We start from the raw sequence: 14,893 nt of genomic DNA, 5'->3' as shown, positions 1-14,893 counted from the left end.
GGGCCTGGCCCTTCGGGCCATCCCGGAATGACGAGTTGAGAGAGTTGCGCATTCATCGCAGCACGATCACGTCCTGATCCGGCTTGTCCGCATAGAGCCGCTTCACCAGCGCGGCACGGCGCTCCAGGCCGGCACGCTGGTTGATGTAGCCCTTGTCGGTGAGCTCGTTGCCGTCGATCGAGGGCGGCTCGACCATCAGCATCGCGCGCGCGATAGCGCGGCTGCTAGCGCCGCCACATTCCGTGTTGTGTGCTTCGAGGCCACGTCTGAAGCAGGCGATCACCTCGGGATGTTTTACAGCATCCTCGAAGCTCAAATCGGCATTGCCGACGAGCTGGCGACAGGCGTGCAGATTGGGCCACGCCAGCAGACCGATCGAGCATTGATCCTGCCCGGCAACTAGCGCGTCATGCACCACAGGCGTCGCCGCCGCAATCGCATCGGTGCGCAGCGAACCGACATGCACGAAGGTCCCGGTGGTGAGCTTGAAGTCCTCCACGACGCGGCCGGCGAAGATGATGCCCTTCACCGGATCGGCATCGTCAACAAAAATGCCGGCATCGCCGATGCAGTAAAAGCCTTCCTCGTCGAACATCTTCTTCGTCAGGTCGGGCTGACCAAAGTAGCCGGGCGTGACGTTGACGCCGCGCAGGCGCAATTCGAATTTCGAGCCGCACGGCACCATCTTCAATTCGACGCCGGGGAACGGCAGGCCGATCAGGCCGACGCGCTCGGTGTCCCAATAGGTGCCGGTCGAGGTCGGCGCCGTCTCGGTCGAGCCCCAGCCGGCGTAGAACACGATGCGCTCGCCGGTCGTCTTCACGGCGAGGGCCTGCATGCGCTCATAGAGATCGTCAGGCAGCCGCGCGCCGCCATAGGCCATGATCGACAGGTTCTTGAAAAACGAGCGGCACAGCGCATCGTCCTTCTCCATGGCCGCCGCGAGTGCGGCATAGCCCGCCGGCACGTTGGCATAATAGGTCGGCGAGATCTCGCGCAGATTGCGCAGCGTCTCCTCGAACTGGCCCGGCATCGGCCGGCCGTCATCGATATAGAGGGTGCCGCCGTCAACCAGGACCGGATGAAACGCCGCATTGCCGCCCATGGTGTGGTTCCATGGCATCCAGTCCAGCATGGTCGAGATCGGACCGCCGGGATCGCGCGGTCGCACCTGCATCATCATCGCCGCATTGGCGCACATCATCTCTTGCGTATTGATGACCGCCTTGGGCATGCCGGTCGAGCCGGAGGTGAACAACAGCTTGCCCACGGTCTGCGGCGTGATCTTCGCGATCGATGCTTCGACATCGGCGGTCACGGACGTTGCCGCGAGCTCGGCAAAGCTGACGCTCTTGATGCCGTCGCAGGGACGCACGACGTGAACGACGGTGACGCCGGTGAGGTCGAGCGCGTTCAGCGCCTTCTCGAAGGTCGGACCGTCCTGCACCATCACCACGGCCGGCTTGATCAGGTCGAACAGATATTTCAGCTTGACGTGATCATGGCTCATCAAGGAGTAGGCCGGCGACACCGGGGCCGCCGGCGAGCGCGCCTGCATCGCGGCCTGCGTCATCAGCGCGTGCTCGATCGAATTGCCGGAGAGGATCGTGACCGGGCGTCCCTCGAGCTTGAGATTGAGCAGCGCCTGCGTCAGCGCATCCACGGTGCGCTTGGCCTCGCCGTAGGAGACCTTGCGCCATTCGCGGTTCGCTCCGCCGCGCTGCGCGAGCCAGATGCGCTCGGGCGCTTGCCTCGCCCATTTCGCCAGCGAGGCCGGAAGATGGGTCTCGTAGGCTTGCAGCGGAATGCGCGACTTCAGCACCACCGTGCCGTCGTCGCGGCGCTCGACGTTGATATCGCGCGCGAGCCACTCGACCTTGCGAAAGGCGGGCTTCGTCATTACGGCCGCCGCACTTCCACTCATTTTGCGTCTCCCGGAATTATCGTCCTTTGCGGATCGTTCTCGTTTCAGCGCTTGATATAGACAGGCTTTCGCTTCTCAAGGAAGGCCCTGATGCCTTCCGAAAATTCCTCGGAGCGGCTGCACAGGACCTGGTTGCGGTCCTCTATCGCGATAACGGTTTCCAGCGATCCCGCATCGACGCTCATGTTGAGACATTCTTTTGACAGGCGCAGCCCCACGGGCGAGGCCGTCATCATCGCATCGACGTAGGGCGCAGCAGCAGCATCGAGCTTATCTTCATCGACGACCTCGGACACGAGCCCAACCGCGAGCGCACGCTCGGCGCCGATGAAGCGTCCGGTCAGGATCAGCTCGGATGCGACTGAGACGCCGACGAGCCGCGGCAGAAAGTAGCTGGTGCCGATGTCGCAGCCGCCAAGGCCGAGCTTGATGAAGGCACAGTTCATGCGCGCCGACTTGGTCGCGATGCGGATATCGGAGGCCAGCGCCAGCGCAAACCCGCCACCGGCCGCCGCGCCCTGCACCAGAGCGATGATCGGCTGCGGACAACGCCGCATCAGCATCACGATGTCGGCGATGCGGCGCTGCGAGTCGAGCGACTCGGTGACGCCGGGTAGTTCCTGCTGCCCGGCGCGGCGGGCCATCGCGGCCTTGAGGTCGAGGCCGGCGCAAAAATTCTTGCCGGCACCGCGCAGCACGACGACGCGGGTGTCGCGGTTGCGCTGGAGGCCCTGGAAATAGACGTTGAGCGCATCGATCAGCGCGGGATCGAGGGCATTGAGGCTTTCAGGGCGATTGAGCGTCACCGTATCGACGCCATCGTTGTGCTCGATCAGCAGCGGTTGGGACATGGGGCGCTCCTGCATCCGCTCTTTGATTGGCGGTTATTGCGCCCTCTCCCCTTGTGGGAGAGGGCATGTACGTCGCTGACCAAGAACTCGCTTGGGTGAGGGGTCTGTCTCCGCGGATAGAGACCCCTCATCCGGCGCCATAGCCGATGCGAAGCATCGGCGTCCTTTTAAGGACGGCGGCCAAAGGCCGCCTATGCCACCTTCTCCCACAGGGGGAGAAGGAAGAGCGCATCTACTACCGCGGAGCCATGCGGATGGCGCCGTCGAGACGGATGGTCTCGCCGTTGAGCATCGCGTTCTCGACGATGTGCACCGCGAGCGAGCCGTATTCCTTGGCATCGCCGAGGCGCGAGGGATGCGGCACCTGGGCGCCAAGGCTCTTGCGCGCTTCCTCGTTCAGACCCATCAGCAACGGCGTGAAGAACAGGCCGGGCGCGATGGTGTTGACGCGGATCTTCTGGCTGGCGAGGTCGCGCGCGGCCGGCAGTGTCAGGCCGACAACGCCGCCCTTCGAGGCCGAATAGGCGATCTGGCCGATCTGGCCTTCGTAGGCAGCAACCGAAGCCGTGTTGATGATGACGCCGCGCTCTTCTCCGACGGGCTCGATCGTGACTAGGCGCTCGGCGAACAGACGCAGGCAGTTGAAGGTGCCGATCAGATTGACGTTGATGATGCGCGCAAACTTTTCGAGCGGATAGATGCCGTCGCGGCCGACGATGCGCTGAGAGCCGCCGATGCCGGCGCAGTTCATCAGCACGCGCGCGACGCCGTGCGCGGCTTCCGCCTTCGCGATTGCTGCCTTGATCTGCTCCTCGCTGGTGACGTCGGCATGAAGCGCGACGCCCTTCACTTCGGCAGCGACCTTCTCTGCATTGTCCTTGTTCTGATCGATCACACCAATCTTGGCGCCCTTGGCGGCCATGGCGCGCGCGGTCGCTTCACCAAGACCCGAACCACCACCGGTGATGAGAACGGCTACGTCTTTCAATTCCATGACAGGCTACCTTTCCTTGGGCGTTTCTTCTCTAGACTTGTACGTCTCGGCCGGATTATCCGGCCGCGGCAGCTTCCTCGGCTTGCGTGAGGATGCCACCGCAGATCAGCGTTTCCATGTGCTTGATGTATTGCCGGCAGACGTCATCGGTGACCGGACCGACGCCGGTCGCGCGAGACATCGCGTGCCGGCCAAAGAACAGGTGATCGCAGGCGCCGATCAGGCTGGTGTAGAACAGCACCGGATCGGTGGCGCGGAACTCGCCGCGGCTGACGCCCTCAGTGAGCAGGCGCCGGTGGAAGTCCAGCAGCGGCGCGACGAAGAATTTTGAGACTTCGTCGGCAGAGCCGGCATTGGTCTCATGCAGCAGATAATGAATCAGCCGGTTCATGTAGGGGAACCGGTAATAGGCGCGGATGATGCCGGCGATATGCAGCTTCAGCTTCGCCGTCGATGTGATCGGTTGCGCCAGCAGATATTCCAGATTGGACATCTCGGTCGCGGCATCGCGCGCGAGCAGCGCCAGCAAGAGGCCGTCCTTGTTGCCGAAATGATATTTGACCAGCGCGGCATTGGCGCCCGACTTCTGGGCGATGTCGGACAGCGAGATCTCGATCGACGAGCGTTCGATCATCAGGTCGCTCGCGGCCACGAGCAATTTCTCTGCCGTGGAATTCTTTCCGCTCGGGAGCCTGTTCGGTACGCTGGTAGTCACGGAATTCCCTGTTCTCGCCGCTTGAAGCGGCCGCAGATAAGCCGAAGCAGCGCCTCATCACAAGAGTTAATTGATCGATTGACTAAACGATATCGCGCCCATTAAATCCGCGCCGACAATCCAACTCGATAGAGAACAATCCAGGGAGAGACCGACATGGCCGAGGCTTACATCGTCGCCGCTGCGCGTACCGCGGGCGGGCGCAAGGGGGGCCGCCTCGCCGGCTGGCATCCGGCCGATCTCGCTGCGAAGGTGCTGGACGAGCTGGTCGATCGCACCAAGGTCGATCCCGCCCTGGTCGAGGACGTGATCATGGGTTGCGTGATGCAGGTCGGTGAGCAGTCCAACAACGTCGCGCGCAACGCGATCATGGCCTCAAAGCTGCCGGAGAGCGTTCCGGGCACCTCGATCGATCGGCAGTGCGGCTCCTCGCAGCAGGCGCTGCACTTCGCAGCGCAGGCCGTGATGTCCGGCACGATGGATGTGGTGATCGCCGCCGGCGTGGAATCGATGACGCGCGTGCCGATGGGCCTGTCCTCGCAGCTCCCGGCCAAGAACGGCTTTGGCAATTACAAGAGCCCGGGCATCGAGCACAAATATCCGAACATCGTGTTCAGCCAGTTCACCGGCGCGGAGATGATGGCCGAGAAGTACGGCCTGTCGAAGAATGATCTCGACGAATACTCCTACAACAGCCATCAGCGCGCGATCGCAGCGACGCAAGCCGGCCACTTCAAGAAGGAGATCGTGCCGCTCGAGATCACCCGCGCCGACGGCAGCAAGGACACCCATCACATCGACGAAGGCATCCGCTTCGACGCCACGCTCGACGGCATCAAGGGCGTCAAGCTGATTGCCGAGAACGGCAAGCTGACGGCGGCGAGCGCCAGCCAGATCTGCGACGGCGCCTCCGGTGTCATGGTGGTGAACGAGCGCGGCCTCAAGCAGCTCGGACTCACACCGCTGGCGCGCATCCATCACATGACCATGACCGGCGGCGATCCCGTCATCATGCTCGATGCTCCGCTGCACGCCACCAAGCGCGCGCTGGAGAAGGCCGGCATGACGATCGACGACATCGACCTGTTCGAGGTCAACGAGGCCTTCGCCTCGGTGCCGACCGGCTGGCTCAAGACCACCGGCGCCGATCCAGCCCGCCTCAACGTCAATGGCGGCGCCATCGCGCTCGGTCATCCGCTCGGCGGCTCCGGCACCAAGTTGATGACCACACTGGTCCACGCCCTGCACCAGCGCGGCAAGCGCTATGGCCTGCAGACTATGTGCGAAGGCGGCGGCATGGCGAATGTAACGATCGTGGAGCGGCTGTAAGCTGCTGCTGCCACACTAACGGTGTCGTCCCGGCGAAAGCCGGGACGCATACCGCGAAATCTATCGATTGTGGTTGGTCGCAGTACCGAACGACAATCCTCTGCCAAACGACGCCCTGTGGTTATGGGTCCCGGCTTTCGCCGGGACGACATCTCGTGTGCCTTGGGACCTACGCTTATGACCCATCCGTCCGTCTACGCCAAAACCACGCCCGACAAGATCGCCTACCAGATGGCCGGGACCGGCAAGGCGATCACCTATCGCGAGCTCGACGAGCTCTCGAACCAGGGCGCAAACCTGTTCCGCTCGCTCGGCCTGAAGGCCGGCGACCACATCGCGCTCTTGATGGAAAACCGTCTCGCGTTCATGGAGATCTGCTGGGCCGCGCAACGCAGCGGGCTCTATTACACCGCCATCAGCCGCTATCTGAAGCAGGACGAGATCGACTACATCATCGGCGATTGCGGCGCCAAGGTCGTGATCACCACGCCGAAATGCGCCGACCAGATCAGGGCCCTGATCAAGGGGACCGCAGGCGAGCCGATCTTCTACATGGTCGACGAACCCCAGCCCGGCTTCCGCTCCTACGACAAGGAAGCGTCGGCACAGCCGACAACGCCGATTGCGGACGAGGTCGCCGGCTACGACATGCTGTATTCGTCCGGCACCACCGGCCGACCGAAGGGCATCAAGAGGGCCTTCGAAGGCAACAAGATCGACGTGCCGAACGCCTTCCTGCGCGTCCTCTGCGCCGACATGTGCGGCATGAATGCGGAGAGCACCTATCTCTCGCCGGCGCCGCTCTATCACGCGGCCCCGCTGCGCTTCAACATGATGGCGATCGTGCTCGGCGGCACCTCCATCATCATGGAACACTTTGACGCCGAGGATTTCCTCAAGCTGGTCGAGAAGTACAAGGTCACGCAGTCGCAACTCGTGCCGACCATGTTCGTGCGCATGCTGAAGCTGCCGGATGACGTCCGCACCAAGTACAATGTCTCTACGCTCAAGGGCGCGATCCACGCCGCTGCCCCCTGCCCCGTGGACGTCAAGGCAAAGATGATCGAATGGTGGGGGCCGATCCTGATCGAGTATTACGCCGGCTCGGAAGGCAACGGCGTCACCGTCTGCAATTCGCAGCAATGGCTGGAGCATCGCGGCAGCGTCGGCCGCGCCGTGGTCGGCAAGATCAAGATCCTGGACGAGAACGACGAGGAGCAGCCGGTGGGCGAGATCGGCACGGTCTATTTCGCCGATGCGCCTGTTTTCACCTATCACAACGATCCCGAGAAGACGAAGAAGGCCTACAACGCCAAGGGATGGTCGACGCTCGGCGACGTCGGCTACCTCGACAAGGACGGTTTTCTGTTCCTCACCGACCGCAAGTCCTACATGATCATCTCCGGCGGGGTGAACATCTACCCGCAGGAGACCGAGGACGTGCTCATCACTCACCCTGATATCGCCGACGTCGCCGTGTTCGGCGTGCCGAACGAGGAGATGGGCGAAGAGGTGAAGGCGGTGGTGCAGCCGCACGACATGAGCCGCGCCGGCAAGGCGCTCGAAGCCGACCTGATCGCCTACTGCAAGACGCGTCTCTCGGCGATCAAATGCCCGCGCTCGATCGATTTCGAAGCCGAGCTGCCGCGCACGCCGACGGGCAAGCTGGTGAAGCGGCATTTGCGCGACCGGTACTGGCCGAAGACGGCGGCGAAGATCTAAGGGCGATTCGTAGGGTGGATTAGCGAAGCGTAATCCACCTCTTCTCGCGCCGGACCAAAAGTGGTGGTTTACGCCTTCGGCTAATCCACCCTACGCTTCCCGCACTAGCCCTCTCAATCAAACAAACTCGGCGTGTGGTTCACCAGCGCGCCTTCGATCTCCAGCATCTTCAGCTTCGTCACCACGCCGCCATTGGCCGAGAAGCCGCCGGGCTTGTTGCCGGCAGCCAGCACGCGATGGCAGGGCACGACGATCGGGCACGGGTTGCGGCCGAGCGCCTGACCGACATCGCGCGACAGCTGGACGCCGCCGAGCTGCTTGGCGATATCGCCATAGGTGATGGTCTTGCCGGGCGGGATAGCACGGGCGATCTCGTAGACGCCGCGGTTGAAGTCGGGCACGCCGTCGAGATCGAGCGGAATGTCGGTGAGATCATCCGGCTCGCCCGCGAGCAGTTTTGTGATGCGGTCGATCGCCTCTCGCACCTCGGCGGTCGGTTCGGCCTCGGTGGCGTCGGCATGGCGCTGGCTGATGCGGGTGCGGATCTTCTCCTCCCCGCCCATGGGCAGCTGCGTGCCGTTGATACCACGCGGGCCCCAGGCGATGGCACAGAGGCCGATCCTGGTGTCGAACAGGGCAAAATGCTGATCGGTCATGGCTTGGTTCCTGGCTTGCGTCCTTATCGCATGCCCCCATTGTGATCCATGCCCAAATCTAGGCTTGGAAATAGTTGCGATCCACCCGGTTTCCGGGAATCTTGCACAGGAGTTCCTGCCCCCTCCCGCGAGCCCCGAATGCAAAGCCTCCACGTCAACGGATACGACATGCCCTATCTCGACGTGGGCGAAGACAGGAGCCGGCCGCCGCTGGTCTGCGTGCATGGTTCGCTCAATGACTTCCGCGTCTGGGGCTGCTTGCTCGGACCGCTGACGCAGCGGCATCGGGTGATCGCCGTCAGCTTGCGGCACTTCTTCCCCGACCGCTGGGACGGCGTCGGCGACACCTATTCGATCGCCCAGCATGTCCAGGACGTCATCGCCTTCATCGAGAAGCTCGACCTCGGCCCGGTCGATCTGATGGGCCATTCCCGCGGCGGACACATCTGCTTCCGCGTAGCGCAGGCGCGCCCCGACCTGTTGCGGCGGCTGATCCTGGCCGAACCCGGCGGCGAGCTCGATGCGAGCCTCGATCCCGATTACGTCGGTGGCCCCTCGCCGCTGCTGGCGCGGTTCACCGCCTCGGCCGAGAAAATCGCGGCCGGCGATGTCGATGGCGGCCTCGCGGTCTTCGTGGACACGCTGGAGGGAGCCGGCACCTGGCCGCGGCTGCCGGCGATGGTGAAGCAGAATCTGCGCGACAACGCCTATACCCTGATCGGGCAGGTCCGCGACAACCGACCGCCCTTCTCGAAGGCGGATGCGGAATCGATCAGGATGCCGACGCTGTTCATCCTGGGTGCGCGGACCAAAGGCCTGCTGCCAAAGGTGCTGCATGCGCTGGCTGCGCACGTGCCCTATTCGAAGACGGCGATCATCCCGAACGCAACGCATCCGATGTTCGAGCAGGCGCCGCAAAAATACTCCGAACTGGTTCTGGATTTCCTGGCGAGCTGATCATGCAGAGCTTTCGCGTCAACGGTTACGACATGGCCTATCTCGAAGTCGGCGACGGCCCGCCGCTGGTCTGCGTGCATGGCACGTTGGGTGATTTCCGCACCTGGTATTCAGTGCTCGGCCCGCTGTCGAAGTCCCATCGCGTCATCTCGGTCAGCCTGCGGCACTTCTTCCCCGAGCATTGGGACGCCGTCGGCGACGACTACAAGATGGCGCAGCACGTCGCGGACACGATCGCCTTCATCGAGCAGGTCAAACCCGGGCCGGTCGACCTGATGGGCCATTCGCGCGGCGGCCATATCGCGTTTCGTGTCGCGCAAGCGCGGCCTGACCTGCTGCGCAAGCTGGTGCTGGCCGAGCCGGGCGGCGATCTCGACGCCAGCCTGCCGGTGCCCGAAGGCACGCCCGCGCACCCGCCGCTCGCTGCGAAGACGATAAGATCGGTCGAGATGATCCGCGCCGGCGACATCGACGGCGCACTGCAGAATTTCTACGAGGGCATCGAAGGCGACGGCTCGTGGCGGCGCGTGCCGGCGGCGGCCAAGCAACAGCTGCGCGACAACACGCTCACCTTCCTCGGCCAGATCAACGAGCAGCGCCGGCCCTACACGCTCGCTGATGCGCAGGCGATCAGGACGCCGACGCTGCTGATCGGCGGCGGCGCCACGACCGGCAGCCTGTCGGTGATGTGGCGCGTACTGGCCGAGCACATCGCGGGCAGCAGGACGGCCGTGATCCCGAATGCCGGCCACTGGATGTTCGAGCAGGCGCCGCTTGAGTTCGGCGAGGTCGTGAACAGGTTTCTGGCGGAGTAGCTTTCTTTTTTCCTTTCCCTCTCTTGTCCGCCGAAGCCTTCAGGCGAAGGCGGATGTGGGAGAAGGATCACATCTGCAAATGAGTCTGCGGAGAAATACCCCTCACCCAAGTGAGTTCGTGTCTCCCAGCGGCGCTGCCCTCTCCCGCAAGGGGAGAGGGCACAGAAACTCACACCTTCCAGACACCCACCGGCATCTTGATCGTCGCATTCAGCCGGTTCCAGACGTTGATGGTCGCGATCGAGAGGATCAGAGTTGCGAGCTCGCGCTCGTCAAAATGCTTGGCGGCCTCGTTCCAGATCGCATCCGGCACGGGGTCTTCGCGATCGGCGAGACGCGTGACGGCTTCGGTCAGCGCCAGCGCGGCGCGCTCGGCGTCGCTGAAATAGGGCGCATCGCGCCAGGCCGACACGGCAAACAGGCGCTCGTCGGTCTCGCCAGCTTTGCGGGCGATCTTGGGATGCATGTCGACGCAGACGCTGCAGCCATTGATCTGGCTGGCGCGCAGGTGCACCAGTTCGAGGAGTTTTTCCGGCAGGCCCTGCTTGGTCAAATTGCCAAGGGACTGAAGGACATTCATGGCCTCCGGCAGGACCATGACCGGGTGGTTCATGCGGGCGTGCATCATCTTGCGTCTCCGTTTGAAAATTTCGACGGTTCCGGTCACATCGGCCGGATTGGCTTCGTCATGGGGATGACGGATGACCACGAGGGAATGTGACCGATGAGCGAAGAAAATTTTCTCAGCCGCCAGTTCGAGGCCAGCAGGGACCATTTGCGTGCGGTCGCCTACCGGATGCTGGGTTCCAGCGCCGAGGTCGACGACGCCGTGCAGGAGGCCTGGCTGCGGGTCAGCCGCTACGACACGTCCGATGTCGCGAACCTGCGCGGCTGGCTGACCACCGTGGTCGCGCGCATCTGCCTCGACATGCTGCGCGCGCGCAAATCGCGCCGCGAGGACCCGATGGGCCCGCACGTGCCCGAGCCGGTCGACGAGACGCGGGAGCGCGAGGCGGAGATGGCCGATTCCGTCGGCGCGGCCCTTCTCGTCGTGCTCGAGACATTGCAGCCGGCGGAGCGGCTGGCCTTCGTGCTGCACGACATGTTCGCAGTCCCCTTCGAGGAGATCGCGCCGATCGTCGGACGCTCGGTCGACGCCTCACGGCAGCTTGCGAGCCGCGCACGTCGGCGCGTCCAGGGTGCGCCGGTGCCCGAGGCGGACATCTCGCACCAGCGCGCGATCGTCGATGCCTTCCTCAGGGCTTCGCGCGAGGGCAATTTCGAGGGCCTGCTGGCCGTGCTCGATCCCGACGTCGTGTTCCGCGCCGACGACGCCGCGATGCGGCTCGGCACGCTGCCGGAGATCCGCGGCGCGGATGCGGTCGCGCAGCTCTACAAGGGCCGTGCCCAGGCTGCGCGGACGGCGCTGGTCGATGGCGAGATCGGCGTCGCTGTCATCTTCGGCGGACGTCTGCGCATCGCGCTGCGCGTGACGTTCAACGGCGACCGGATCGCGGGGATCGAGGCGGTGGCCGACGCGGACCAGATCGCAACGATGGAGGTGGAGGTGCTGGAGCGCTAGCGGGACGTGGCATCGCGTCTTTCCGGATGCTAGGCTTTCCGCGCAATCGCGCGCGGTGACGGCGCTCAAGACGCGAAAGGACGATTTCCATGACAGCCCGCTTCATTCCCCTGCTCGTCTTGTCCCTGCTCGGCCTCGCCGCCGGCAGCACCATCGCGCTTGCGGCCGCCGACGAGAAGCTCAAGGCCGCGGCCGAGCAGGAGAAGGCGCCGCTGATCGAGACCCTGCACGACATGGTGATGATCGAGAGCGGCAGCAGCGATGCCGAGGGCCTGAAGAAGATGGCCGACTTCACCGAGGCGCGCCTGAAGGCGCTGGGCGCCACCATCGAGCGGCGCAAGACCACCGCGGGTACCGGCGCCGACATGGTGATCGCCACCTTCCAGGGCACCGGGTCGCGCAAGCTGATGCTGATCGCGCATATGGACACGGTCTATCAGCGCGGCATCCTCGCAAGCGAGCCGTACCGTATCGATGGCAACCGCATCTACGGCCCCGGCATCGCCGACGACAAGGGCGGCATCGCCGTGGTCCTGCATGCGCTCAAGATCCTGAAGGACGCCGGCTGGCAGGACTACGCCAAGCTTACCGTGGCCTTCAATCCGGATGAAGAGGTCGGCTCGATCGGGTCGGGCGAGATCATTGCAGAGCTCGCCGACCAGCACGACGTCGTGCTCTCCTGCGAACCCACGGTCGCCGCGCCGATCGCCAAGAATGACGGGCTGCTGCTGGGCGCGAGCGGCACTGCGACGGCGAAGATGGAGGTGAAGGGCCGCGCCTCGCATGCCGGCGCCGCGCCTGATCTCGGCCGCAACGCGCTGATCGAGCTCGCGCACCAATTGCAGCAGACGAAGGACGTGGCGAAGTCGATCCCGGGCACGCAGCTCAACTGGACCACGGCGCAGGCCGGCACGGTGCGCAACCAGATTCCGGAAAAGGCCGAGGCCGGCGCCGACATCCGCCTCACCATCCCCGATGGCATCGCCAAATTGCAGGCGGCGCTCGACGCGAAGGTGAAGGACAAGTTCGTGCCCGACACCGAGACCACGGTGACGATCACGGCGGGCCGCCCGCCCTTCGTCGCCAGCGATCGCGGCCGCGCGCTCGCGCAGGAGGGGCAGGCGATCTATGCCGAGATCGACCGCAAGCTCGACATCGCCGAGATGACCGGCGGCGCCACTGACGCCGGCTATGCCAACCGCAGCGGCAAGGCGGTCGTGGTCGAGAGCTTTGGCCTCGCCGGCTTCGGCTATCACGCCCGGGACGAATTCATCGACACCAACTCGATCGTGCCGCGGCTCTATCTGATGAGCCGGACGCTGATCGAGCAGGGCAAGAAGAAATAGGTTCTCGTGTCCCGGCTCAATCCCGGCGGGATGGGCCCCGGCTCTGCAGCGCACCGCTGAAGGAGCGCTGCGCTGCGTCCCGGGCACGAGGGTGTGGGCCATTTTGGCGGAAACAACCCCATGCACAGTAGACGGTCCTAGCGATATCAATGGCTTAGCGAGTCCAGAAACGGCAGCCTGAGGCCCGCCTTGACGCCCTCCCCCTCCTGCGATACCTTCGAATACGGAATTCCGTATTCCCTTTTATGTCTCGGAGCTGCCGGCGTGATCCCTCTCGACCCGCTCCCGAACCTGATCGACCAGGTCTATGCGCGGATCCTGGAGGCGATCTCCGACCGCACGCTTCAACCCGGCCAGCGCATCCGGCAGAACGAACTCGCCAACAAGCTCGGCGTGTCGCGCCAACCGGTGTCGCATGCGCTGCATCTGCTGCACCGGCAGGGTCTCGTCGCCGAGAGCGGCCGTCGCGGTTTTGAAGTCACCCAGCTCGACCCCTCGCGCATCCGCCAGCTCTACGAGGTGCGAGGCGCCATCGACGCGCTGGCCGCGCGGCTCGCCGCTCAGCGCGCCGCAAGCGACGCGGCGGGACGCGCGCGGTTGGACGCAGCCCTCGCCGCCGGACGCCGCATCGACCGCAAGACTTCGCTCGCCGAGCTGATCGTGCTCGACGTCGATTTTCACCGCGCGATCTATCAGCTCGCGGGCAATCCCGTGATCGAGGAGACGATCGCGCCGCAATGGCCGCATATGCGCCGCTCGATGGCGACGGTGCTCTCCGAGCTCGATTATCGCGGCAGCGCATGGGCCGAGCACGCGACGATTGCCGGACACATTCTCGCAGGCGATGCGAAAGCCGCCGAGCGCGCGGCGCTGGCCCATGCGCAGACGGCGGGGCGGATGACCGAGGAAAAATTGAGGGCGACGAACGAGGCGGCGGCGTAGCCATTTGCGCGCCCGCCGTCATGCCCGGGCTTGTCCCGGGCATCCACGTTCTTCTCGCGAACGTGGAGCAAAGACGTGGATGGCCGGGTCAAGCCCGGCCATGACGAGAGAAAACAAATAAACAAAATAGGAGGACGACCCATGAAACTGTCTCAGGAGCAATTGGAGTTCTTCCATCGCGAGGGCTGGCTGTTCCTCCCCGAATTGTTCAGCCAGGAGGAGGTCGACTTCCTCGCGCGCGAGGCGGTCGGCATCTATGACGCCAATCGGCCCGAGGTCTGGCGCGAGAAGAGCGGCGCGCCGCGCACGGCCTTTGCCGCGCATCTCTACAACGAGGCATTCCGCATCCTGGGCGCGCATCCGCGCATGATCGACCCGGTCGAGCAATTGTTCGGCGAGCCGGTCTACATGCACCAGTTCAAGATCAACGCGAAATCGGCCTTCACCGGCGACGTCTGGCAATGGCACCAGGATTACGGCACCTGGAAGCGCGACGACGGCATGCCGGAGCCGCGTGCGATGAACATCGCGATCTTCCTCGACGAGGTGATGCCGATCAACGGCCCCCTGATGCTGGTGCCGCGCAGCCAGAACGCCGGCGACCTCCAGGCCTCCCATGATCTCTCGACGACGTCCTACCCGCTGTGGACGCTGGACGAAGAGACCGTGACGCGGCTGGTCAAGCAGGGCGGCATCGTTGCGCCCACAGGCAAGCCGGGCGGCATGCTGATGTTCCACGGCAATCTCGTGCACGGCTCGGCCGGCAACATCACGCCCTACCCGCGCAAGATCGTGTACCTGACGCTGAACGCGGTCTCGAACTACATCCGCACACCGACGCGCCCTGAGTACATCGCGCATCGCGATTTTGCGCCGATCAAGACGGTGGACGATGATGCGCTGGTGCGGCTGGCACGGGCACCGCGGCAAGCTGCGGAGTAAGTTCTCACTGTCATTCCGGGGCGCGCCTTCTTGGGCGCGAGCCCGGAATCCATACTCCCGATCGTGGTTATGGATTCCGGGCTCGACGCTGCGCGTCGCCCCGGAATGACGAGATTTG

General features: G+C 64.4%; 14 protein-coding genes. 8 read left to right on the top strand and 6 right to left on the bottom strand.

All coding sequences use genetic code 11. The annotated features are described in order from the left end of the window. Window positions 1-52 precede the first annotated feature (52 nt). From J4G43_RS07180 to J4G43_RS07165, 4 genes are all read right to left on the bottom strand, one after another. Entirely contained in the window at window positions 53-1,924 is a 1,872-nt protein-coding gene (locus J4G43_RS07180; RefSeq protein ID WP_208084362.1) for an AMP-binding protein, read from the bottom strand. Window positions 1,925-1,968: 44 nt separating this feature from the next. Then, window positions 1,969-2,775 (bottom strand): enoyl-CoA hydratase/isomerase family protein, encoded by an 807-nt coding sequence (locus tag J4G43_RS07175; protein WP_208084361.1) that lies wholly within the window; start codon window positions 2,773-2,775, stop codon window positions 1,969-1,971. Window positions 2,776-3,010: 235 nt separating this feature from the next. After that, window positions 3,011-3,769: an SDR family NAD(P)-dependent oxidoreductase gene (locus J4G43_RS07170; protein ID WP_166082383.1), complete on the bottom strand. Its 759-nt coding sequence runs from the start codon at window positions 3,767-3,769 to the stop codon at window positions 3,011-3,013. A gap of 55 nt (window positions 3,770-3,824) precedes the next feature. Continuing rightward, entirely contained in the window at window positions 3,825-4,403 is a 579-nt protein-coding gene (locus tag J4G43_RS07165; protein ID WP_231143663.1) for a TetR family transcriptional regulator, read from the bottom strand. Between the two features lie 237 nt (window positions 4,404-4,640). On the opposite strand from J4G43_RS07165, the gene J4G43_RS07160 reads away from it, so the two are divergent. Beyond that, entirely contained in the window at window positions 4,641-5,813 is a 1,173-nt protein-coding gene (locus J4G43_RS07160; protein ID WP_063985755.1) for an acetyl-CoA C-acetyltransferase, read from the top strand. A gap of 177 nt (window positions 5,814-5,990) precedes the next feature. Next, complete coding sequence (locus J4G43_RS07155) at window positions 5,991-7,535, top strand: acyl-CoA synthetase (RefSeq protein ID WP_208084360.1); 1,545 nt, start codon at window positions 5,991-5,993, stop codon at window positions 7,533-7,535. A gap of 113 nt (window positions 7,536-7,648) precedes the next feature. Here J4G43_RS07155 and J4G43_RS07150 read toward each other — a convergent pair whose 3' ends face one another. After that, window positions 7,649-8,191, bottom strand: coding sequence for a methylated-DNA--[protein]-cysteine S-methyltransferase (locus J4G43_RS07150; RefSeq protein WP_063985757.1), 543 nt, complete (start codon window positions 8,189-8,191; stop codon window positions 7,649-7,651). 138 nt (window positions 8,192-8,329) lie between these two features. Here J4G43_RS07150 and J4G43_RS07145 point away from each other — a divergent pair, with 138 nt between their 5' ends. Both J4G43_RS07145 and J4G43_RS07140 read left to right on the top strand, forming a co-directional pair. Beyond that, the gene (locus J4G43_RS07145; protein ID WP_208084359.1) at window positions 8,330-9,148 is read left to right on the top strand and encodes an alpha/beta fold hydrolase; all 819 of its coding nucleotides are present in this window, start codon (window positions 8,330-8,332) and stop codon (window positions 9,146-9,148) included. Between the two features lie 2 nt (window positions 9,149-9,150). Next, window positions 9,151-9,963, top strand: coding sequence for an alpha/beta fold hydrolase (locus tag J4G43_RS07140; protein ID WP_208084358.1), 813 nt, complete (start codon window positions 9,151-9,153; stop codon window positions 9,961-9,963). A 169-nt stretch (window positions 9,964-10,132) separates the two neighbouring features. On the opposite strand, the gene J4G43_RS07135 is transcribed toward J4G43_RS07140, so the two are convergent. Continuing rightward, on the bottom strand, window positions 10,133-10,588 hold the full coding sequence (locus tag J4G43_RS07135) for a carboxymuconolactone decarboxylase family protein (protein ID WP_208089258.1): 456 nt from the start codon (window positions 10,586-10,588) through the stop codon (window positions 10,133-10,135). Between the two features lie 99 nt (window positions 10,589-10,687). Here J4G43_RS07135 and J4G43_RS07130 point away from each other — a divergent pair, with 99 nt between their 5' ends. The 4 genes from J4G43_RS07130 to J4G43_RS07115 all read left to right on the top strand — a co-directional run bounded on the left by J4G43_RS07130 (window position 10,688) and on the right by J4G43_RS07115 (window position 14,775). Continuing rightward, window positions 10,688-11,545 (top strand): sigma-70 family RNA polymerase sigma factor, encoded by an 858-nt coding sequence (locus tag J4G43_RS07130; protein WP_208084357.1) that lies wholly within the window; start codon window positions 10,688-10,690, stop codon window positions 11,543-11,545. An 89-nt stretch (window positions 11,546-11,634) separates the two neighbouring features. Next, window positions 11,635-12,891, top strand: a complete 1,257-nt coding sequence (locus J4G43_RS07125) for a M20/M25/M40 family metallo-hydrolase (RefSeq protein ID WP_208084356.1) — start codon at window positions 11,635-11,637, stop codon at window positions 12,889-12,891. A 264-nt stretch (window positions 12,892-13,155) separates the two neighbouring features. Then, window positions 13,156-13,833 carry a GntR family transcriptional regulator gene (locus J4G43_RS07120; RefSeq protein WP_208084355.1) on the top strand — a complete coding sequence of 226 codons (678 nt, stop codon included), beginning with the start codon at window positions 13,156-13,158 and terminating at the stop codon, window positions 13,831-13,833. A 141-nt stretch (window positions 13,834-13,974) separates the two neighbouring features. Further along, entirely contained in the window at window positions 13,975-14,775 is an 801-nt protein-coding gene (locus tag J4G43_RS07115) for a phytanoyl-CoA dioxygenase family protein (protein WP_208084354.1), read from the top strand. The last annotated feature ends 118 nt before the right edge of the window (window positions 14,776-14,893 follow it).

The organism is Bradyrhizobium barranii subsp. barranii, assembly GCF_017565645.3.
Taxonomy (GTDB): Bacteria; Pseudomonadota; Alphaproteobacteria; order Rhizobiales; family Xanthobacteraceae; genus Bradyrhizobium; species Bradyrhizobium barranii.
This window is presented reverse-complemented; position numbering and strand designations above follow the sequence as displayed.